Source organism: Lentibacillus amyloliquefaciens, from assembly GCF_001307805.1.
Classification (GTDB): domain Bacteria; phylum Bacillota; class Bacilli; order Bacillales; family Amphibacillaceae; genus Lentibacillus; species Lentibacillus amyloliquefaciens.
Genome location: NZ_CP013862.1, coordinates 3,191,520 through 3,213,812, shown reverse-complemented (window position 1 = coordinate 3,213,812; position 22,293 = coordinate 3,191,520). Strand labels below are relative to the sequence as shown.

The window sequence follows — 22,293 nt, the reverse complement described above, 5'->3', positions numbered from 1 at the left end:
GTTGCACGAGTTGGTAGTGATGTCGCACGACTTAAAGAAGTTCTCGCACGAGTTTGGGATGCTCTCGATCGATTCCGCCCTCCGCTCGATCGTTTTCGAAGCTTATTCGATCGATTCCATCTTCCGCTCGATCGTTCGAGCGTCCGTTGCAATGCCTTTGCGACCCAAATACTGCTAGCCCGAACAGAATCGGATCTTTATGGACGGTTAACGTCTTGGTTTTCCTTCAATCTTGATGCGGAGGGTAAAACGGGAATCTAATCCTCTGGTTCCAATTATAAAAACAGCAGAAAATTAGAGAAGACAGGCTTGTCGCCTAAAGAATCTCCTCTCATTTCCTGCTGAAAAGTTATTTCGCCGTATTCACCGCTTCCTTCTCTTTAGCTTCCAACCGCCGCTTATGCAAAATTGGCTCCGTATACCCGCTCGGCTGCTCGCGTCCTTTAAACACCAAATCACACGCTGCCTGGAATGCAATCGAATCATCATAATCCGGTGCCATTGGACGGTAGGCAGTGTCGCCTGCGTTTTGCTTATCAACGACTTTGGCCATTCGCTTCAGTGTCTCCATCATCTGCTCGTCACTGCAAATGTCATGATAAAGCCAGTTGGTAAGCATCTGGCTGGAGATGCGCAATGTGGCGCGGTCCTCCATCAGCGCAACATCATTAATGTCAGGGACTTTCGAACAGCCGACAGCCTGCTCAACCCAGCGGACAACGTATCCGAGAAGCGTCTGCGTGCTGTTGTCCAACTCTTCCTGAATTTCGTTCGCGGACCAGTCTGCCTGCTGCGCCACCGGAATTTGTAAAATATCATCACGATAGTTTTTCAGATTTTTCTCGATATCCGCTTGAATCTCTTTTACATCGACCTGATGGTAATGCAATGCGTGCAAGGTCGCGGCAGTCGGGGACGGTACCCACGCTGTATTACCGCCTGCTTTCACATGACCGATTTTTTGCTCGAGCATGTCAGCCATCAGATCCGGCATCGCCCACATCCCTTTGCCGATTTGCGCTCTGCCTTTCAGACCGGCGGCGAGGCCTGTTGCGACATTATTCTTCTCATAACCGTTCAACCAGGCTGATGCCTTCATGTCGCCTTTTCGGATCATCGGGCCAGTTTCCATCGATGTGTGGATTTCATCACCTGTGCGGTCGAGAAATCCGGTGTTGATGAACACAACCCGCTCGCGCACTTCATGAATACTGTTTTTCAAATTAAGCGTTGTGCGGCGCTCTTCATCCATTAAGCCGACTTTCAGCGTGTTGCGCTCCAGCTCCAGTATATCTTCAACACGGCCAAACAATTCATTGGCAAATGCCGCTTCCTTCGACCCGTGCATTTTCGGTTTTACAATGTAAACGGACCCGGTTTGTGAATTTTGATAAGGACCATTGCCGAGCAGGCTGTGCTTGGCCATCAGACTTGTAAAGACACCGTCCATGATTCCTTCAAACACTTCGTCGCCGTTTTCATCCAAAATCGCGTTGTTTGTCATCAAGTGTCCGACATTGCGCACAAACATGAGCACACGCCCGGTCAGACTGATTTCGCCGCCGTTCGGAGCAGTATACGTCCGGTCAGGATTCAATTCGCGCGTCACCGTTTGGCCATTTTTGTTGAAAGAGGTGGTCAAATCGCCTCGGTTCAAACCGAGCCAATTGCGGTAAATATGTGTTTTGTCCTCAGCGTCGACGGCCGCAACCGAATCTTCGCAGTCCATGATGCTCGTTGTTGCGGATTCCATGAAAACATCTTTAACACCGGCCGCATCCGTCTTGCCAATAGAGTGGTCAGGATCAATCTGGATTTCCACGTGCAGACCATTGTTCTGAAGTAAAATCGTCTCAGGGTCTTCAGCAGCTCCCTTAAAACCTGCGAATTGCGATGTATCTTTTAGGCCGGCAGTTTTGCCGCTCTCCAATGCCGCTTCAAGTTTTCCGGATTTAACAGAATAATTCGTAACGTCTTTGTGTGAGGCGGATTCAAGCGTCAGGTTCTCATCAAGGAAGGTTTTAGCATATGCGATAACTTTGTCACCGCGCACAGGATTGTACTGCCCCGTTTTCTCAGCACCGCCTTCTTCACTGATCACATCTGTCCCGTAAAGCGCGTCATAAAGCGAACCCCAGCGCGCGTTGGCAGCATTCAAGGCATAGCGCGCATTGTCGATTGGCACCACAAGCTGCGGTCCCGCCTGTTTTGTAATGACGTTATCCACATTTTCGGTTGTAATTTTAAAATCGGCCACTTCAGGCTCCAAATAACCGATATCTTCGAGGAACGATTGGTACTTTTCCGGATCATACGTGTTTCCCTTGTGCCATGTGTCAATTTGCTTCTGCATGGACTCCCGTTCGTCCAGCAAAGCCTTGTTTTTCGGCGTCAGATCATCGATTAATTGTTCCATATTTTCCCAAAATGCCCCCGCGTCAAGCCCGGTTTCCGGCAGCGCTTCCAAATTAACAAAATCATAAAGTTCCTTGGCGACTTGTAATTTGCCCGATTTGATATAGTCTGTCATCCCTGAATCCTCCCCTTCGTCCTTTTCTTCATTTTAATACGACCCATGCAGAAACAAAAATACATGTTTTGCATGAAGACTATTCCTTTTGGCTATACCTTGGTGTATGATGGGCTTAACAACGAATGAGGGAGCGTCGATTCGTATGGATATCAGGCAATTGACATGTTTTGCGGAAGTTGCCCGCCAGCTGAACGTCACCCGCGCAGCCCAAACACTGCATATTTCGCAGCCTTCCTTGAGCAAAACAATCAAAAACCTGGAAACAGAAGTCGGTTCTCCACTTTTTGACCGGAGCGCGTATCAGCTTGAACTGACCGATGCGGGCGAGGCTTTTTTGACCAATACAAAAAAAGTGCTTGATTCATTTGAAAATCTGACATCGAAGCTAGACGATGTGATTGATTTAAAAAAAGGAGAAATCAAAATCGGCATCCCTCCGATCATCGGTGCTGCCTTTTTCGCCGCTTTAATCAGCCGCTACAAAGAAGCGTATCCATCGATTGACCTGCTTTTAACAGAAGTCGGCAGCAACTCAATTAGAGAAGGCATCAGCGAAGGCGAGCTCGACATCGGGTTGATCTGTAACCTGCCGGCAAAACGGGAAAACCTGGAAACTATTTCACTCTTGAAAGATCCGTTGATGCTGATGGTGCATAAGGACAACCCGCTCGCCGGAGAAGAAGCCATTGAATTTGAAGCCATCGAGCAGGAGCCACTCATATTATACCGGCATGACTTTTCGCTTCACGACAGGATTATGGAGGCGTGCGCCTATTACGGATTCGAGCCGAAAGTTGTCTGTGAGAGCTCACAGAAAGATTTCATGATCGAAATGGCAGGCGCTAAATTGGGAAGCACCCTGCTGCCGAGCCGTATTTGCAACCAAATTGACAGCGACCAGCTGGTGGCAATCCCATTCACACAGCCTGTCGTCAATCTGGAACTAGCGATGATTTGGAATAAGGAAAAATACATGCCCTATGCGGTGAGGGAATTTATTGACATGGCTGAATCGTTCAGGGTGTGAAGCGGGTTTGTGCTGATGCGGATGTTGCGAAATATTACCGGGAGGCGCGGGAATTCCCGATGGTGCTGCACGAACTGATGAGTTGTCGTGTCATTTGTGGCACGCTCTCGAACGAGTTTGATGCACTCCCGCTCAAGTTCATGCGGTCCCGCACGAGTTACTGCTTCTCTCGCACACATACATAAACTGGGATAATTTTCATAAAAGCTTACATAATCAGTAGGATGTTCGATTCATATGAACTTCACCATAGTCATTAAGAATGAATTATGACCACCCCCGTTTAAACGATTGTTTTCCCGGTAAAGTTGACAGTAGTATATCAGAAAAGGAGTTTTTCAATGAAACGCTGGATATTGCTGCTGATGCTGTTAATGGTCATATTTGTTCTGGCGGCTTGTGGCAGCGGTGCAAATAACGATTCAGACCAGCAGAATAATACAGATGAAACAAGCAGCCAGCAAGATGAGGACAGTGGAGAGCCTGTAACGGTGGATTTAATGAACGGAGATGATGAATCGGTTGGGACTGCTGAATTGGAGCAAGCATCAAATGGTGTTAACATTATGCTTGAAGGAACCAACATCCCTAAAGGCACACACGGCTTTCATATTCATGAAAATGGCCAATGTGAAGCACCCGATTTCAAATCGGCTGGCGGACATTTCAATCCCGGTGATACCGATCATGGATTTGATACATCAAAAGGGCCACATGCAGGTGACTTGCCAAATATTACAGTTGGCGAAGATGGTTCGATAAAAATGTCTTATCTTGCAGAAAACGTGACACTGGAAGACGGTCAGGACAACTCACTGCTTGGCAATGGCGGAACTGCTTTGGTCATCCATGAAGGTAAAGATGATGGCGAATCACAGCCATCGGGTGATGCCGGCGACCGGTTTGCATGTGGCACGATCAGCCAATGAACAGCATGAACCAACAGGCATTCGCAGCTTTCAGGCGGATGCCTGTTTTTTTTCGGGTCTGACGGAAATTGCACTAACTGTCCCTGAGGCAGTCAGCTTGAGATGACCTGAATATCATACTTGTCATTTGCGGAGAGGATATGCTGAATCGTTCAAAGTGTGAAGCGGGTTTGTGCTGACGCTGGCGGGACACGATTTGACACTATCCCACACCGCGATTCCGAGATGATCACCACGCGAAATCTTGGTGGAGCCACGTGATATTCGAGGGGGCCTGCCCGCCTGCTCAATCGCATTAAAGAACAGACCAGCGCCCCCAGCTGGTCTGTTCGTTTGATTAACCTAATTCAATCTCCTCAACAGTACGCTCGACAATTCTCGCTTCCTTAATGGAAACGACATCGCCGCCTGATGATGTGAATGCATTCTGATTGATGATTTCATCCATCGCAGCGTTGATGGCTGCCGGATCAACAGGTTCTACCGGCTGCTCCAACGAGTATGTGACAGTCTTATCATCTTCGTTTAAAAATTTCAATTCAAGCTTTCTCAAAGTTTTCACCTCCTCCCCTCTGATGACACAGCAGCAGCTCCCCAGCCTTTCCGCCCATCGACGGTTTTAAAGTGCGCTGCCTTTGTTAAAATTACACTTCCGTGATTTCTGATTCATCGTTACGCTCCACATTGACAAGCGGTCGCTGTTGCAACCCCGTCACAGCAGTGGCAATTGCGTAAAGCTGATCAGCGGTTGCTGAAGTTTTGACATTGTTAAACCCTTTTGTCTTAAAAAGCTGCTTTCCCGAAGTTTCATCAACGCCATCATCCAGAATCAAGCTCATGCGTGAACCAAGCATTTGTTGTTCAGCCATGTTGGTCACCTCCTTTCACCCCTACAATCGAGGGAAGGGTGGGAAAGGGGGTATGACAGACAAACTTTTTTTGAATGTCTCATCCCCCTATTTCCGGTCAGGTTTCGATAATAGAAGAAAGAAGGGATTGTGAAGCCTAAACTTTTCGTCAGAGTCCGGAAGACAAAATTATTGTAGATGTCCTGCCAGACCACCCAAATCAGGCACAAAAAAAGACCTCCATAACAGAAGGAGACAAGCAGTTCCTTCCATTAAGGAGGTCAGCAACTCGGAACCTTACACATTAAAGGCTCCAATAATGATACCCTTTTGATTCACATTCTTTTCGGTCATAAATGCTTTTGATATCAACCAATACTTTATTATCGTTTCGATACAAAGTATCCATCATGTCGAGATCATAGCGTTCTTTGAATTCATTATGGCCGACAGCAAATACAACACAATCCAGGTCGTTCAATTGTTCTTTTTCCACCAATTCGATACCAAACTCGTCATACACGGCATCTTTGTCAGCAACCGGATCATGAACGACAGCTTCAACGCCATAGTCTTTTAATTCCTCAATAATATCGACGACTTTGGTATTGCGCACGTCGGGAACGTCTTCTTTAAACGTGATGCCAAGAATGCCAACCCTGGCACCGCTGATTTCCTGTTTGGCATGGATCATCTTCTTAATGATACTTGATCCGATGTATTTGCCCATATCATCATTAATTTTACGGCCGGACAAGATGATTTGCGAATGGTGTCCAAGCTGCTCAGCTTTATAAGTGAAATAATATGGATCGACACCGATGCAGTGTCCACCGACGAGGCCGGGGGTGAATTTCAGGAAGTTCCATTTCGTGCCGGCTGCTTCCAGCACAGCATTTGTATTGATATCCATTTTATTGAAAACCATTGAGAGTTCGTTCATGAAGGCGATATTGATATCGCGCTGGGAATTCTCGATAACTTTGGCGGCTTCAGCAACTTTTATCGATTCCGCCTCATGGACACCGGCGTCAATGATCACGCCATACACGCCTGAAATTTCTCTCAGTGCATCATCGTCTGAACCTGATACGATTTTAATGATGCTTGTCAGCTTATTCACTTTGTCACCCGGGTTGATGCGCTCCGGTGAATAGCCGACTTTAAAATCATCACCGAATGTCAGGCCGGATTGTTCCTCGAGAATCGGGACACAAATCTCTTCAGTTGTTCCGGGATAAACCGTCGATTCATACACAACGATCGAACCCTTTGTCAAATTGCGTCCGACGGTTTCACTGGCTGTGCTCACCGGGTCCAGATTTGGTGTTTTATCGGTATTGATCGGCGTTGGAACAGACACGATATGAAATTTACAGTCACGCAAATCTGCTTCATCACTCGTAAATGTCATGGTGGTGTTCTGAACTGCCTCGTCACCGACTTCATGTGTGACATCTACACCGGTTAAATATTTGTCCAGTTTTTCTTTATTGACGTCAAACCCAACAACATCAAATTTTTTCGCCAGTTCAATGGCAAGGGGAAGTCCGACATAACCTAACCCGATGACAGCAATTTTTTCATCCTTGGATGTTAATTTTTCAAACAGAGACATAGCGAAAGCCTACCTTTTTAAAATCAGATATATACTTATTATACTTTATCATATATGTGTGCGTGTTCATAATCAAACTATACCGTCGCACATCACAGTTTGTATAGTATTTTAATTCCTGCGCTTTTCATCATTGTTATTTTGTATATAGTTTTGTAAAATAGGTGATACGAAACGACTGAGGAGATAGACCTATGTCAAGAAGAAAAAAATGGACACTGATAATCGGTATTCCACTACTCATCATCATTGTTGGTGTTGGCAGTTATGCTGGTTACTTATACAACAAAACTGAAAATATGGTGAGCAACTCACAGGAAAAAACCGGCCGCGAAAATGAAACATCCGAACTCCGGAATGAAGCGGTGAATCCGGTTGAAGATAATGTTTCCGTTCTGTTCATTGGCGTTGATAACAGTGAATTCCGAAACGAAAAACAGAGCCGCTCCGATGCGCTCATCCTGGCCACTTTTAACAAACAAAACAGTTCCGTCAAACTGTTAAGCATCCCCCGTGATTCGTATGTTTACGTCCCGGAAGTTGATCGATATACGAAAATCAACCATGCACATTTCTTCGGCGGACCTAAAGCAACCATCGAAACCGTCGAAAATTTCCTGCATGTTCCGGTGGATTACTACGCCAAGATGAATTTCGAAGGTTTCATCGACGTTGTTAATACGCTTGACGGTATTACGTATGATGTACCTTATGAAATCTGGGAATCGGACTCCGAAGACGACAAAAACAGCATCCATTTAATGCCGGGGGAACAACATTTAAATGGCGAAGAAGCATTGGCACTGGCCCGGACGCGCAAATATGACAGTGACGTGGCACGTGGTAAACGGCAGCAGCAAATCCTTAAATCCATTGCCAATAAAGTGACGTCCGCTTCATCAGTCTTTAAACTGGGGGAAACAATCGATGCGATTGGAGACAATCTGACCACAAGCCTTTCGTTCGATGATATGAAGGATTTCCTCTCCTATGGGCTTGATGAAAGTATTTCAATCGAAACCGTCAATCTTGATGGCAGTGGTGGCTATATGGAGGACGGCCTCTGGTACTATCAGATTGATGAAGAAAGCAAACAAAATGTTCAGGCAGATTTACGCGGCCATCTGAACCTAAAGGAAAATATTCAAACAAGTGATTATGCACAAGAGGAAGAAGGTAATAGCACTTATTAACTGGAGACTGTCACCGACTGTCTCCTATTTTTATTCCAATCTTTATTTACTATATATGTGGTTAATAGTAGAATAGGAAGGAATGAATCATATAAGGAGATATTATGAAGAAAATCATTACTTATGGAACTTTCGACTTGCTTCACCCTGGTCATATTAATCTTTTGCGTCACGCAAAGGAGTTGGGTGACTATTTGATTGTTGGTGTATCTACCGATGGCTTTAATCATAAAAAGAACAAGGAAGCATATCACCCTTTTGAAAGCCGTAAAATCATCGTGGAAGCAATCCGGTATGTGGACTTGGTTATTCCGGAAACAGACTGGGAGCAAAAAATGGATGACATCATACACTATGAGGTTGATGTATTTGTTATCGGTAATGACTGGAAAGGGAATTTTGATTTTCTGAAACGTTATTGCGACGTTGTCTATCTTCCGCGAACTTCCGGTATCTCCTCATCGAAAATAAAAAAAGACCGGCTATAAAAAATTGATATTAAAATGAAACATTCTCTTAATTCGATTCGTCTATAATATGTGGTATCCTAAAACCATATTGCATTATTTATGGATGCCTATTATAATTTAATAGATTGATTGAGTCATATTATGAGAATGAAAGTTTTGAAGGAGAATAATGCTATGAAGCAGCGTGCAGATATTCGAAAACAAAAAAAGAAAAAACGCCGGCGCAGGATTCTTTACCCGATGCTCGTCGTATTTTTACTCATTGCCGGTGGGGTCGGTTACATGCTTTTCCAGACTTACACAGCAGCAAGTGAATCGTACGATGATCTTGATCGTGAAAAGTCAGACTTAAGGGATAAAGCCGTATCGATCGGCGATGACCCGATTTCAATCCTGATAATGGGGGTTGAAGATTACTCAACAAATGGTGACAATGGGCGGACAGATACGATGCTCGTTGCAACATTCAATCCGGGTGATAAGCGGTTGAAATTGTTAAGTTTGCCGCGTGACACACTGGTTGAAATACCCGAGCGCGGTACCCAGGAAAAGATTAACCATGCGCATGCATACGGTGGCAAGGAGCTGGCCATTAAGACGGTCGAGCAATTCCTTGATATACCGATAGACTACTATGCGGCGGTAAACTTTGACGCATTCACCAATATCGTCAATATCCTTGGTGGCATCGAAGTTGACGTGCCATTCGATTTTGAACAGCGCACCATCCGTGAATCCGGAAATGAGGATTTGCAGTTCACGGAGGGACCAATGGAACTCAATGGTGAAGAAGCTCTGGCATATGCCAGAATGCGTAAGCAGGATCCCCGCGGGGACATTGGTCGAAATGAACGGCAACAGCAGGTCATTAAAGCAATCATTGACAAGGCAACATCATTCGGAACAATTACAAAAGTTAATGATCTAGCTGAAGAAGCAGGCAGTAACGTTAAAACGAATATGTCCGTCGGTGAAGGATTGGGATTTTATCAAGAATACTCTGATTTTAGCGCCAGCAACATTGATAAGCTTACCCTTGAGACGTATCCTCAATCGATTAACGGAGGATCTTACCAGATTCCTGATGAACAATCACTCACCGAAGTGAAACAGACATTGAAAGAACATCTTGAACTGGAAACTTCCAACAATCAGCCCGGCACTTATACAACCGAAGAAGAGCAATAGAAAAACACTGTCAGACCGTTATACCGGTCTGACAGTGTTTTTTCGTATCAATTATACTTCCCGCATTTAAGGTCAGTTAGCCGCCAAACGATGGCGGCTAACTGACCTTAAATGCCCGATTTTGTTCAACTAACAATCAGTAGGACGTTTCTCCCCCATTGATTGAAGTTTCACTTTATTTTACTTTTTCCGCTCCGAATATCCGTTTGATTCGGGTTAAAACAGGCTGTTGACCCTGCATGACAATACCGGCCAGTTCAGCAATCATTTGCATGCCGACAATAATAAGGCAAAATATAATAACGGATGTCAGCATCCTGCCACTGTTAAATACAATGGCCATGCTGCCGAAAAAGGCACTAAACCCATAAATAATCAAAACGGTGGCGCGGTGACTGTAACCCATTTTCATTAATTGATAGTGAATGTGTTTTTTATCACCATTGGCAATGCCATGCTTGCTCACCGCCCTGCGGATAATCGCCAAGATCGTGTCAAACACAGGGATCGCAATGACAATAATCGGGATGATAAAACTGAATAACGCGACATTTTTAAACAACCCGAGCATGGAAACAACCGCTATGGAATACCCTAAAAACAGAGCTCCAGTATCTCCCATAAATATTTTCGCCGGATAGAAGTTATGATACAGAAAACCGAGACAGCTCCCGATCAATATGACGCATAAATACGCGACCATAACCCTGTAATCGATCATTGCCATGATAAGAATGCTGAACAAACCAATTGCGGAAACACCTGCCGCCAGCCCATCCAGCCCGTCAATCAGGTTAATGGCGTTAGAAGCTGCTAGAATCCAGACAATCGTAATAACAAATGCCATCTCATCCATATAAACCGTTCCAAAGAAAGGGACCGTCAGCTTATCAATTATCAGGCCGGAAGACACGACAACCAGAGCTGCCAAAAGCTGCCCTGCCAGTTTCATATACGGCTTCAGATTTAAAATATCATCGATAATACCCGTTGCCAGCATGATGCAGGCACCAATGATTATCGCCGTCATTTGCGGATGTGAAGGCTGTAAATATAAAAATCCTGCAACTGCACCGATAAAGATTGCCAAACCGCCTAAACTCGCTTTGACGCCATCATGATTCTTTCGGTTATTATCCGGTTTATCAGCTGCCCCTATTTTCAGAGCCAGCTTTTTAATGACTGGCGTGATAATCAACGCGGTCAGAGCGGAAATGACAAATGCAGTTGCTAAATCAGCTGTGTCAAACATGGGAACACCTGCTCCGATTTATATTAGTGAATCTCCTATATTGATTCTATCATATTTTATGCTGATAGACACTTCTATTTTTGTAACTACCCATTCTATTTTATGTTAAACTATGTTTATCAGGATTAGAGACTTCAAATCCACAATAACGGAGGACTATGATGGCATTGAACTACACGAATTCGATACCGCTTTACATCCAGCTTAAAGAACGTATTGAAGAAAAAATAATGGATGGCGTTTACACCGGCAAGATTCCTAGCGAGCGTGAACTGATCGATGAATATTACGTCAGCCGCAGCACTGTCAGACAAGCGATTGATGCACTGAAACAAGAAGGTACGCTTGAGAAAAAGCCCGGCAGAGGTACATTTGTCGCCATCAAGCCAATCAATGACTGGCTGGGCAGCCTGAGCAGCACCTCCGAAACCATCCAGCACATGGGAATGGAACCCGGCGCAAAGCTTGTTAAGGCAGAGGGTGTTCAATTACCCAAGCATCTACAGAAAATGATCGGCCTGACAGAAGCTGTCCATATTAAGCGAATCCGCTATGCCGACCACATACCAATTGGGGTCGAAAACAACTATTATCCTGTTGAAATCGGTGAAAACATTATGAAATATGACTTAAACAAAGTCTCCTTATACGACCTGCTTGAGCAGGAATTGGGTGTGCTTTCGATTGAAGCAGATCAGAATATTAGATCAGAGCGAATCGCCAAAGATGATGCGAGACTATTGGAGGTACCGGCAAGCACTAGCATGCTCGTTGCCGAAAGAAACCTAAATGATGTCAATAGCAACTTTATTGAATACGAACTCGCTTCCTATCGATCAGATATGTATTCATTTAATATTAAACTATCGAGGAAAAAATGACATCAATAAGTGAGGCCTGACGTCTTACTGCTATGAGAGGCATGGGGAGTCTATCGCGCACAAAAGATACGGCTGTATTGCCTGAGTAGTAATATGCGCTCCTTCTCGTGCGCCGCAAACCGTGCGGCAATCGTCACAACTTGTGCGAAAGCAGCACAAACTCGAGTGAGAACAACAGGAACTCGTGCGGAATCGTCATCAAAACGAGCGACAAACGGATTAAATCGAGCGAAAGTGGCACCGACTCGCGCGAGAACTACCCAAACTTGTGCGGCAGCCCTAACTTGAGAGCCTGCCTAACTCCCCCAACAGCCCCAAATCAAAGAAATACCACTCGCACACTCGCTGTTCATTCAATAAATTTTCACCACATGTGGCCGTATCCCTTTTAAGAAGTATGAATGCCGCACTCCGTTTTATTAAGACCTGCCCATCTGCCTGATCGCAAATCATCAGAATCTGTTACCTTGGAAGTGCACGGGATGCAGCCGATACTCGGATATCCCTGATCATGCAATTCATTATAAGGCAAATTGTGTTCCCGGATATATGACCAAACGTTATCCCAGGTCCAGTGGATTAATGGGCAAATTTTGACGGACTTAAACCGTTCATCCTTATTGACAAATTCAGTATTACTGCGGGCAGGTGACTGATCCCTCCGCAGTCCGGACAGCCAGGCAACCGCTCCACTTAACGCTTCCTCAAGCGGTTTTATTTTTCGTATAAAGCAGCATTGATCGGGCTTTCGATTCCACAGTGCCGATCCATATTGCTCAGCTTGTTCATCAAGCGTCAATTCCGGTTTTTTTAACTCTATCCGAAGTTCTGGATACTTTTCCTTAACGTCATCAATTAAATCATAGGTTTCCTGAAAATGAATCTCGGTATCAAGAAAAACAATTTTAGCATCGTTTTTAACCTTGGAGATCATATCAATCAGGACCATTCCCTCAGCACCAAAGCTGCAGGCATAAACAAGGGAATCGCCATATGATTCATATCCCCATCGCAGAACTTCCAATGCTCCTTTTGTGTCATCGCTTGGTTCGTAGTTCATAAATGGAACGTCCGAAAAGTCACGATAGGTTACAGGGTAATCCAACATTTAGGTCATGCCTCCATATCATCATTCTAAAACGATTCGTCTTCATATCGATTAAAAAGTTATCACAAAAATTCATCATTAAGTTGCGACACCGCTATTTACCATATCCTTATAGGTCTCAATAACTGGAGCCTGAACCTGATCCCAGGCCAAATACTTCAATGCATGTGAGGTGTTGAATAAAACAACTTCATCATCCTTCCTGATCCAGCCACTGTCAATTAATCTGGTAAACGCTGCCCAGGTTGCCGCGCCTTCCGGTGATGATGATATCCCTTGTTTTCCAAACGCGCCTTGAGCTTCTTTAATGTCGTCTTTTGATACTGCAACCGCAGTCCCTTCCGACTCACGAAGAATGGAAACGATCAGTTCCCCATCTGGTGGATTCGGCACCCGCATACCTGTAGGATTGGAACTGACATCCTGCGTTTGTGAATTAAACGATGTTCCCTTTTCAATAGCATCGACGAGAGGCTGACAGCCCTCTTCTTGAACACTGACGATCCGCGGCAAGTCGCCTTCGATGAACCCAAGTTGTTTCAATTGGTTTAAGGCATTCCATATACCGATCACACCGGAACCCCCACCGGTTGGATAAATAATAACATCAGGAAGTGTCCAGTTTAATTGTTCAGCTAATTCCAGCCCCATTGTTTTTTTGCCCTCTGATCTTCCGGGTTCTTTCAGTGTGCCGACATTGTACCAGTCTTGTTCTGATTCCCCATCTTCAATCACTTTGCCGGCGTTATGGATCAGACCATCGACTAAATACGTATCTGCACCATATTGAAGACATTCTTCAACAATTAATCCGGGACAATCCTTCGGGACAAAAACATAGCTATCCATTCCGGCATTGCTTGCATAGGCAGCTAATGCAGAAGCCGCATTTCCATTTGAATTGACAGCTACCTTTTTAATGCCATACTCGTTGGCAATTGATAGTGCCGATGAAAATCCGCGTGCCTTAAAGCTTCCTGTGGGATTTTGTTCTTCTCGTTTGACCCATAGCTTCTTCACGGGATATTTCTCTTCTGCCCGGTGCATCCGAATAAGCGGTGTCCATCCCTCTCCTAACGAAACAATATGTTGTGGATTTTCTATCGGCAGCAATTCTTTGTACCGCCACATGCTCGTCACACGATTTTTCAACGATTCCTTCGTGAAAGTATGACTGACGCGTCCCAAGTCGTATTCAACCTGCAGCGTTCCACTGCATGGACATTTGCTTTGCTTTAACTGAAAATCGATCGTTTTTCCGCATGCTTTACAAATAAACCAAAAATTCATCCCAAAACCTCCCTGTTGCATAATTTTTAAATGGCGTAATCAAGTATTAAAAGGTGGCTATGAAGTCTTCAAGGATCACCGCGGCGCAAAATAACGTTCATCAGATATGCTACTGGATACTTGCCTCTTCCGGCCAATTCAAATTATCCTCTTTGATGCTTGTAATCTCGTTGTTTTCATCGAAAAAGACAACTCTAGGTTTCCAATCTTTTATTTCCTCCTCTGACATTTGTGCCATGCTTAGGATAATCACAATGTCACCCGGTGAAAATAAATGCGCAGGTGGTCCGTTCAGACAAATCCTTTTCGATCCCTCAGGTGCAGGAAGAGCGTATGTCTTCCATCTGGTGGCATTTTTCAGATTGGTTATCTGCACCATTTCATATGGTTTGATATCTGCTTCTTTCATAAATTTCGAATCGATTGTAATACTTCCCACATAATCAAGATCAGCTTCTGTTACTCTCACTCTGTGCAATTTCCCCTTACACATTAATCGCTGCATAAAAAAATTCCTCCTCAGTTGTGATAGCCTAATCTCTATTATAAATAATAAAGAAAAGCGGCATCAACGAGGTAGGAATGTTCGTACCAGTTGCTAAGTATTGAATTTGCGAAATAATCATTGCTACTGTTTGGATCTGATCTTGTTTTTTACAAATTTGCCCACTTCTCGCACGGGGGCAGTAGCCTTCCATGCTTTGCTGTTTTTAATGGCAGTGTATCTTTTCTCATACAGCGCTTTTTCCTTTTTGACCTGATCCAGCTTACGCTTAAGCTGACCCAAATTCATGCCTATACTTCCCTGGAATTCAGCTATTAAGTCTTTATCTATTCCGTTTCAAGCACATACAAATAATAGTCCGTTCTCAACAGTGCCGCTTGCGCTAAAAGAGGATCAGTCGTTGGGGCACCATTTGATTCAAACAGGTACAGTTCACCATCCTGATTAATCGCTACATCGAATCCGATTGACATTATTGGTGTTTTTTTTAATTTCTTCCCATTTCTCTCCAAATTTGGCTTTCAGGAACGGTTCCACATCACTGATACCGCAACCCTGATTAACATTTGAGATAACTTTTTGACCAATCCCGATCCTGATGAAATTACGTGCTGCCTGCCACTGTCTTTGTCTATTCTTTTCTACATGTATTCGGCAATCGAATGGATTTCCGTCAATCGTTTTTGATGATATATATTTCTGCAAAATATACCTTTTGTTGTCCAGTAGTGCTCGACTAACGCATCCCTGGTAATTCTTGTTCGTTCTTCCTTCTCATAACCAAGTATGTATTCAGCTGCATGTTTTCTTAAAATATATATATCCCTCTACCCCGTTCGCCCGTGATTGGTTTCATACTATAGATAGGTATTTTAATAAAAATTCCTCAATATCACCAAAACTACTCACTTTTGTAGTCGGAATGACAAGATTGGCAAAATCTTCATCCTTAAGCAATTCTCGGTGCAGCCGCTCTTTATTTATGGCATTTTTCTTATCATAGGTTAAAAGGCATTGTTTTTATATCCACATCCCATGGTCTTATATAGGTGATATCTATACCAGGGGACTGATAAAACATTGCTGTGATTTTTGCTATTAATGGAATATTTATATAATTCCGCTGAATTTTTAGCTATTTTCACTAAACAGACACGCCTTAACATGAAAACTTGCATAACCTACTAACAGGTCATGCAAGCAAAATTAAAAATTAATTGTACTTTGGAATTTCCAGATTTAATGTCGTTATGCCTAATTGATCATAAAGGTTAGATATAGTCGTTACCTGTTTGGATGCCCACCCAATATCGGTTGCGTACTGAGGGCCAAAGTTTCCGGTATTATCCATTACTAGAGGATTCCACCGCATTTTGTAAAGTGTATTTTGTCCGTCTCTGATATAACTGGTTCCAATAAAGGCGGCACCGCCGACGATTGCTTGTTCAGGTGTTGTCCACCCTTCCTGAAACGCTCTTTTTGCCCCGCAGGAAAGTGCACAATTATCATTTGCACCAATTCCAAACATGTTATATACCGTAGCGGCAGTTTTATTTGTCTTGGCAATTTGGCCGTTTGAATCTCTGGTTATATTGCCATCTTCATCAACAGGAACGCCGGTGGCAAGTGTCGATGTCCCATTGCCTGTTTCAAGTGCCGCATGTGAAGCCAGATAGATATCATTAATTCCATTAATATTGGAAGCATTAATGAAAGCCTGTCCCTTACTAGCAAGAATACCTTTGTTCTGCAAATAATTATTCAGCTCAGTTGCTGAAGCATTACTAGGTTTGGCCAAATCCAAAAATTGAAATCTCTGTACGGCATTATCAATGAAATTATCCGGGTTGAGGTAATAGCGTACGTCAGTTGGTGTAGCCTTCACCCATTGCTGCCCGTCATTATGTCTTATAACATACCAGCCATCCACTTCATCAAGAACGTCAACGCTTGCTCCATTGTAAAGCGTTCCAATGTCCTTATAATCAGTACCAGGACCCGTTCGTACATTAAGTGCACTTGCTGTCACAACACCGTTGTTCACCCATGTCTTGGACACATAAGCATATGCCTGATCGGTTTGAGGTTCGGCTGACATTTGTATATTTTGCGCTTCATTCAACGATAAATCATATGATGTATAACTTGTTCCTTGCAGTCCATTTGTTATAACCTTCATTGTAACTTCATCGACAATTCCGGTAACATTCAGATTGTAACTCCTCTGAAAATCCTTTACATTTTTTTCTGTACCATCACCATAAAAATGCGTCAGTTTCATGCCATAATTGTCAAAACCAAGTTTTCTTAAATCTTCTTTGAGTGCTACTGTATTCATATGGCGCTTTCCATTACTGAATGGATCCGGCAGCAGAAAATCAATCTGATCGAAGACCCCCTGGCTGGCAACACCTGTCACTTCCTGACGATAAAATTCTTGAAAATCACGGACGTTCTTTTCTGTGCCCTCGCCGTAGAAATGCGTCAGTTTCATGCCATAGTTGTCAAAACCAAGTTCAATCAAATCTTTCTTCAATTCGATTGTATCTACATGACGTTTACCATTGCTGAACGGGTTCGGGAGCAGAAAATCAATCTGGTCAAGTACCTTCTGACCGGCGACACCCGTTACTTTTTGACGGTAAAAATTCTGGAAATCACGGACGTTCTTTTCTGTGCCCTCGCCGTAGAAATGCGTCAGTTTCATGCCATAATTGTCAAAACCAAGTTCAATCAAATCTTTCTTCAATTCGATTGTATCTACATGACGTTTACCATTGCTGAACGGGTTCGGAGCAGAAAATCAATCTGGTCGAATACTTCCTGGTTGGCAGCACCCGTCACTTTCTGACGGTAAAATTCCTGAAAATCACGAACGTTCTTTTCCGTTCCGTCGCCGTAAAAATGCGTCAGTTTCATGCCATAATTGTCAAAACCAAGTTCAATCAAATCTTTCTTCAATTCGATTGTATCTACATGACGTTTACCATTGCTGAACGGGTTCGGGAGCAGAAAATCAATCTGATCGAATACTTCCTGTCCGGCAACACCTGTTACTTTCTGACGGTAAAATTCCTGAAAATCCTTAAGATTCTTCTCAGTACCATCGCCGAAATACTTCGTCTGCAGCATGCCATACCCGTCAAAACCTAATTTAACGAGGTCCTGTTTCATTTCCAGCACTTTGGTGCTTCTGTCACCTCTGCTAAGTACATCGTCATCGTGACGGTTATCACCACTGAGCACGGATTCAATCTTATTAAATGTAGCTTTATCAGCAATTCCGGTTACAGGCAGCTGGTATGCTCTTTGAAAATCACGCACGTTCTTTTCTGTGCCATCACCGTAGAAGTGGGTTAATAACATTCCGTAATTATCAAAGCCAAGCTCAGCCAAATCTTTCTTGAACTCGATTGTGTCTACATGACGTCTGCCATTGCTAAATGGGTTCGGGAGCAGAAAGTCAATCTGATCAAATACTTTTTGTTCGGCAACACCAGTCACTTTCTGACGGTAAAACTCTTGGAAATCACGGACGTTCTTCTCTGTGCCATCGCCATAATAATGCGTTAGTTTCATACCATATCCGTCAAAACCCAATTCTTTCAAATCTTTCTTGAACTCAATTGTGTCGACATGACGTTTACCATTGCTGAACGGGTTCGGGAGCAGAAAGTCGATCTGATCAAATACTTTTTGATCGGCAACACCAGTCACTTTCTGACGGTAAAACTCTTGGAAATCACGGACGTTCTTTTCCGTGCCATCGCCAAAGTACTCGGTAAGAATCATGCCGTAACCATCAAAGCCTAATTCTTTCAATTTTCGTTTCAACTCTAGTACTCTAGTACTTCTATCCCCTTTTTGAAGGAAATTGTCGCTAGATTTAGCTCTCATATTATTGTGGCTGTCATTTTTGACGCCGGAAATTGAAGCTTTGGCTTTATTTGATTCATCTTGTTTTCCCTGCTGTTCGTCAGTTTTTTTCTCGTCTGACTCAGCTGGCTTGCTTTCATTTGTTTTATTCTCTGCCTTATCAACTTCTTCTGCTTTTTCTTCATCCTGCTGTTTATCTTGTGAGTTTTGTTGATCATCTAATTTTTCATCTTGTTGCTCAGCTGATTCATCGTTGTTTTCTCCCTCAGGTGATTCCTCTGCTTTATCTCCCTCTTGGCCATTGTCGGCTGTATTATTATTTTCTTTCCCTGATACATCCGGTTTTTGATCAGTTGGCTGCTGATCCTTTGAGACGTCTTGTGATGCTTCTTTTTTAGCCAGATAAGGATCTATAAATTCTTTTCTTTCTGCTTCAGTGAGTGCATTCTTGTCTAAATAAATAACTTCTTCATCGTCTTTGGTGGTATTATCTCCGTCATCCTCCAAGTCCGCATTTTCCTTTTTTGAACATGAATCAGATTTATATTTATCTGCTAAGTCTATGTATCTTTGTTTAGCATCACTATTAAACTCGTTCAAATTAATTGCTATGCAACCATCATCTGTATTGCTATCGGTATCGGCTGCATTAGCATTAGAAGTGAAGGCAGTGGATAAGGAAAACAAAAATACCATAAACACGAAAAACAGTCTTTTCGACATATTTACACCTCCTTATTCAAATAATATTATTATAGTTCATGATGCATTTCATGTTAAGCTGAATTGACAAGTTCCTAGTATATCATCCCAAGAATTTGACAATATTAGCACAAAACTACATCACAAAATAGTTTATCAAAACTTTTCCCCTTTGTATACGGATATTCAAATATTTATGTTACTTAACAAAAATAGGGGAACCCTAATGCAGACAGTATTGAAGGGAAGGAACACATAATGATAGTTGGATACATGCGAAATATTAAAAAACCCCAAAAATTTGTAAGACTTGTTGCTAAAGCTACCAAATACAACAAGATTGACCTGGTCTATTTCACCGCTAATGATGTGGATGTGGAACAAGAAATCATAAACGGTTTGATGCTTATTGAGAACAAATGGGTGCGCAAAGAGGTTCCAATACCTGAGTTTATCGATATCAACGTGTATTGCTTTAAACATAAAAAGGTAATGAATTTCCTAAGGACTAGAAGCACTTTATCTTCTGGCAAGTTCGCTCCGAAAGATGTCGTGAATAAAAAAGTTTTAGAGGATGGCGAATTTGCTCATTTAATCATACCAACAGAAAGTATTATAGATTTTAAAACATTCTATAGCTTTTTAAAAAAACACGGGACCATTATTATCAAACCAAAACTTGGCCAAAGGGGTGAAGGCATTTACATGCTTTCCCAAACTAAACGTCATTACATACTGACCTACGAAAACCAGGATATAAAATTAAACAAACGCAAACTTAAACATTTCTTTAAAAATGATATCAATAAAGAACGGTATATTTTTCAAAAGCATATTAATTCAAGAACTAAAAACGGTGAACCCTTTGATTGCAGAATACGCCTTGAGAGAAACGGGGTTAATAAATGGCAGGCAGCAGTATATCTAATCAGAATCGGTACCGGCCAAAAAATCGTGTCAAATGTTGCACAGGGCGGCAGTGTCAGTGAATTAACGCCTTACCTGAAAGCGAATTATGAAAACTGGGAAGCAGTCAGGGACTCTCTAAGGGAAATAGGCAATAAATTACCTTATAAAATGGAACAGATCTTTAATAAAAAAATAACGTCCATGGGGATTGACCTCGGAATCGATAAAGCTGGAAACCCATACTTATTCGAGGTCAACACTGCACCTGGTCATGAATTCGCCATGGGAGATATCGCCTTAATAAAATCCGAGCATTATAAATACAGACTTGCCAAAACAGAAAGTGACAGTAAAAATTAGGGTTGTTGACATTATCAACAACCCCTTTTTCACACTATTTTATTCTTAATTTTTCTTAATACCCTAAAAGGAAATTTAATCACTCTAAACGCAAAAGATTGCTTTTTCTGTTTCTTCTTTTTCTGTTGCACGGGTTTTTGTTGTGACGTTTTCTGTTTTATCTCTCTATTTCTCCTGGTATTCTGCCTTAGTTCAAACCCTACCTTAACCGGTTTATTAAACATCATCCCTTTTACATTTCTTATAATTGCTGGTTTTGGGGATGATTCCTTGATTACATCTTTAAACGACTTGACCACGTATTCTGACCCTGCAACGACAATGGATATACTGTTGTTGTCGATCGTTCTGACATAACCATCCAGATTCCTTTCCAACGCCTGCCGCTGCAGCCATTTGCGATATTTGTTATTAAAATTGTTTCCTGTTACAACATAACGCCTCACTGTTTTCAGACCAGCCGGAATCGGTGGTATTTTAATCTCTTTTGCAGTGCCTGATTCAAAACTATCAACGACTGTTTTAAAATCAAAAATGTATTTAACATCCGTTGCCTTATCGTTCTTAGTCTCCGGGAAGTAATAATCAATGATATGTTTGGGGATATCAATTGCTTTACCTTCGATTGGAAATACGTGATTACTGATTTGGGCTCTTGAATTAATCTCGTTAACAACACCTTCGTTTGTATCAAGGTTGATAAGCATATCAACCCCGCCATGCAGTAGCCCCGGTATCGCTTGTACTGCCGAAATGGCTATACCCTTCATTTTTTGTGGAAGTTCATCCGTTACATTTACTGAATCTCGCTGACCAAAATATTCTCCGTTGCGCCTCAGAAATACTCTTTCATCTTTTTTGGGGACATACGATGGTGTTAAGCCTTTTTCTTGCAGGAAACCTTTCATTGACTGATCAATTTTGATTTTATTGGATGATAAGAACGGACTTTTTTGCCTTTCTTTGTTCTTCTGTTCAAGTAATGTGCTGATATCCGATTTCCCGTTCCCAACAACACTAGCAGCCCTTCTTTGGAAAGCGCCTATTACTTTATCTTCAAGAACATAAACTCTAAAGTCATCGCCCGTAAAAAACCTTTCGATGATCGTATTTCTTTCATTGGCTTTAACTTTTTTTAAAACTTCCTTCAACTCATCTTCATCTTTTATGTTAGTTTTGACACCGACACCGCCACCCTCAGAGTCACTAGGCTTTACGACTACCGGAAAGCCCAGTCTTTTAGCATAACTGATCATAGACTTGAGTGCGGTGCCTGCTTCAAAAAGTTTGCCGCCGGGTATAGAAACGTCTGCTTCTTCCAAATACTGATTTGTCAGCCCTTTATCCCTGCATATCTCTTTCGCTTCTCTGGAAACATAGTCTCCACGTGAACCGCTAAACACATGTTTGGTTTTTCCGTCACTTAATGAAAAAGATACAGAGCGCAGCAACCCTGAACCTTTTTTCTTAATAAATCTTAACTCTAATCCTCTCCGCCAGCCTTCCAAAGCGATCGTATACATACAAGTTCCTTTTCCTTGTGCAGCTTTTGGAACGGCATCTTTTAAATGTGGCAGCCATGAATTTTTATAATTCTCCATTGG

General features: G+C 42.7%; 20 protein-coding genes. 7 read left to right on the top strand and 13 right to left on the bottom strand.

Annotation, left to right across the window (positions count from 1 at the left end; translation table 11 throughout):
* Positions 1–349: 349 nt before the first annotated feature.
* Positions 350–2,530 carry a malate synthase G gene (locus AOX59_RS16105; protein WP_068446980.1) on the bottom strand — a complete coding sequence of 727 codons (2,181 nt, stop codon included), beginning with the start codon at positions 2,528–2,530 and terminating at the stop codon, positions 350–352.
* A gap of 145 nt (positions 2,531–2,675) precedes the next feature.
* Between AOX59_RS16105 and AOX59_RS16100 the strand changes: the two genes are divergently transcribed.
* Together AOX59_RS16100 and AOX59_RS16095 are read left to right on the top strand one after the other, a co-directional pair.
* Complete coding sequence (locus tag AOX59_RS16100; protein ID WP_068446979.1) at positions 2,676–3,560, top strand: LysR substrate-binding domain-containing protein; 885 nt, start codon at positions 2,676–2,678, stop codon at positions 3,558–3,560.
* 341 nt (positions 3,561–3,901) lie between these two features.
* Positions 3,902–4,489 carry a superoxide dismutase family protein gene (locus tag AOX59_RS16095; RefSeq protein ID WP_068446977.1) on the top strand — a complete coding sequence of 196 codons (588 nt, stop codon included), beginning with the start codon at positions 3,902–3,904 and terminating at the stop codon, positions 4,487–4,489.
* A gap of 337 nt (positions 4,490–4,826) precedes the next feature.
* Here AOX59_RS16095 and AOX59_RS16090 read toward each other — a convergent pair whose 3' ends face one another.
* The 3 genes from AOX59_RS16090 to AOX59_RS16080 all read right to left on the bottom strand — a co-directional run bounded on the left by AOX59_RS16090 (position 4,827) and on the right by AOX59_RS16080 (position 6,955).
* Complete coding sequence (locus AOX59_RS16090; protein ID WP_068446972.1) at positions 4,827–5,042, bottom strand: DUF2922 domain-containing protein; 216 nt, start codon at positions 5,040–5,042, stop codon at positions 4,827–4,829.
* Between the two features lie 91 nt (positions 5,043–5,133).
* Complete coding sequence (locus AOX59_RS16085; protein ID WP_068446970.1) at positions 5,134–5,358, bottom strand: DUF1659 domain-containing protein; 225 nt, start codon at positions 5,356–5,358, stop codon at positions 5,134–5,136.
* Positions 5,359–5,641: 283 nt separating this feature from the next.
* Positions 5,642–6,955 (bottom strand): nucleotide sugar dehydrogenase, encoded by a 1,314-nt coding sequence (locus tag AOX59_RS16080; RefSeq protein ID WP_068446968.1) that lies wholly within the window; start codon positions 6,953–6,955, stop codon positions 5,642–5,644.
* A 194-nt stretch (positions 6,956–7,149) separates the two neighbouring features.
* Here AOX59_RS16080 and AOX59_RS16075 point away from each other — a divergent pair, with 194 nt between their 5' ends.
* From AOX59_RS16075 to AOX59_RS16065, 3 genes are all read left to right on the top strand, one after another.
* The gene (locus AOX59_RS16075) at positions 7,150–8,148 is read left to right on the top strand and encodes an LCP family protein (RefSeq protein ID WP_068446966.1); all 999 of its coding nucleotides are present in this window, start codon (positions 7,150–7,152) and stop codon (positions 8,146–8,148) included.
* 104 nt (positions 8,149–8,252) lie between these two features.
* Positions 8,253–8,636, top strand: coding sequence for a glycerol-3-phosphate cytidylyltransferase (gene tagD, locus AOX59_RS16070; protein ID WP_068446964.1), 384 nt, complete (start codon positions 8,253–8,255; stop codon positions 8,634–8,636).
* A gap of 156 nt (positions 8,637–8,792) precedes the next feature.
* A complete protein-coding gene (locus AOX59_RS16065) occupies positions 8,793–9,806 on the top strand; it encodes an LCP family protein (RefSeq protein WP_068446961.1) in 1,014 nt (337 codons plus the stop codon).
* A gap of 175 nt (positions 9,807–9,981) precedes the next feature.
* On the opposite strand, the gene AOX59_RS16060 is transcribed toward AOX59_RS16065, so the two are convergent.
* On the bottom strand, positions 9,982–11,058 hold the full coding sequence (locus AOX59_RS16060; protein ID WP_068446959.1) for a glycosyltransferase family 4 protein: 1,077 nt from the start codon (positions 11,056–11,058) through the stop codon (positions 9,982–9,984).
* Positions 11,059–11,216: 158 nt separating this feature from the next.
* On the opposite strand from AOX59_RS16060, the gene AOX59_RS16055 reads away from it, so the two are divergent.
* Positions 11,217–11,939, top strand: coding sequence for a GntR family transcriptional regulator (locus tag AOX59_RS16055; RefSeq protein WP_068446957.1), 723 nt, complete (start codon positions 11,217–11,219; stop codon positions 11,937–11,939).
* Between the two features lie 388 nt (positions 11,940–12,327).
* Here AOX59_RS16055 and AOX59_RS16050 read toward each other — a convergent pair whose 3' ends face one another.
* The 7 genes from AOX59_RS16050 to AOX59_RS16025 form a co-directional block, all read right to left on the bottom strand.
* Complete coding sequence (locus AOX59_RS16050) at positions 12,328–13,047, bottom strand: phosphoadenylyl-sulfate reductase (protein WP_068446955.1); 720 nt, start codon at positions 13,045–13,047, stop codon at positions 12,328–12,330.
* 78 nt (positions 13,048–13,125) lie between these two features.
* A complete protein-coding gene (locus AOX59_RS16045; protein ID WP_068446953.1) occupies positions 13,126–14,337 on the bottom strand; it encodes a threonine synthase in 1,212 nt (403 codons plus the stop codon).
* Positions 14,338–14,446: 109 nt separating this feature from the next.
* Positions 14,447–14,842 carry an aspartate 1-decarboxylase gene (gene panD, locus AOX59_RS16040; protein WP_068446951.1) on the bottom strand — a complete coding sequence of 132 codons (396 nt, stop codon included), beginning with the start codon at positions 14,840–14,842 and terminating at the stop codon, positions 14,447–14,449.
* Positions 14,843–15,168: 326 nt separating this feature from the next.
* Positions 15,169–15,315: a hypothetical protein gene (locus AOX59_RS19820; RefSeq protein ID WP_156418732.1), complete on the bottom strand. Its 147-nt coding sequence runs from the start codon at positions 15,313–15,315 to the stop codon at positions 15,169–15,171.
* The gene (locus tag AOX59_RS20765; protein ID WP_068446950.1) at positions 15,287–15,547 is read right to left on the bottom strand and encodes a YheC/YheD family protein; all 261 of its coding nucleotides are present in this window, start codon (positions 15,545–15,547) and stop codon (positions 15,287–15,289) included. Before AOX59_RS20765 ends, AOX59_RS19820 begins: the two co-directional genes overlap by 29 nt.
* A 508-nt stretch (positions 15,548–16,055) precedes the next feature.
* Positions 16,056–17,591 carry a peptidoglycan-binding protein gene (locus AOX59_RS16030; protein ID WP_068446948.1) on the bottom strand — a complete coding sequence of 512 codons (1,536 nt, stop codon included), beginning with the start codon at positions 17,589–17,591 and terminating at the stop codon, positions 16,056–16,058.
* An 11-nt stretch (positions 17,592–17,602) separates the two neighbouring features.
* On the bottom strand, positions 17,603–19,441 hold the full coding sequence (locus tag AOX59_RS16025) for a peptidoglycan-binding domain-containing protein (RefSeq protein WP_068446946.1): 1,839 nt from the start codon (positions 19,439–19,441) through the stop codon (positions 17,603–17,605).
* Between the two features lie 252 nt (positions 19,442–19,693).
* On the opposite strand from AOX59_RS16025, the gene AOX59_RS16020 reads away from it, so the two are divergent.
* The gene (locus AOX59_RS16020) at positions 19,694–20,689 is read left to right on the top strand and encodes a YheC/YheD family protein (RefSeq protein ID WP_169792887.1); all 996 of its coding nucleotides are present in this window, start codon (positions 19,694–19,696) and stop codon (positions 20,687–20,689) included.
* 29 nt (positions 20,690–20,718) lie between these two features.
* On the opposite strand, the gene AOX59_RS16015 is transcribed toward AOX59_RS16020, so the two are convergent.
* Positions 20,719–22,290 carry an acylphosphatase gene (locus tag AOX59_RS16015; protein WP_068446943.1) on the bottom strand — a complete coding sequence of 524 codons (1,572 nt, stop codon included), beginning with the start codon at positions 22,288–22,290 and terminating at the stop codon, positions 20,719–20,721.
* Positions 22,291–22,293: the final 3 nt, after the last annotated feature.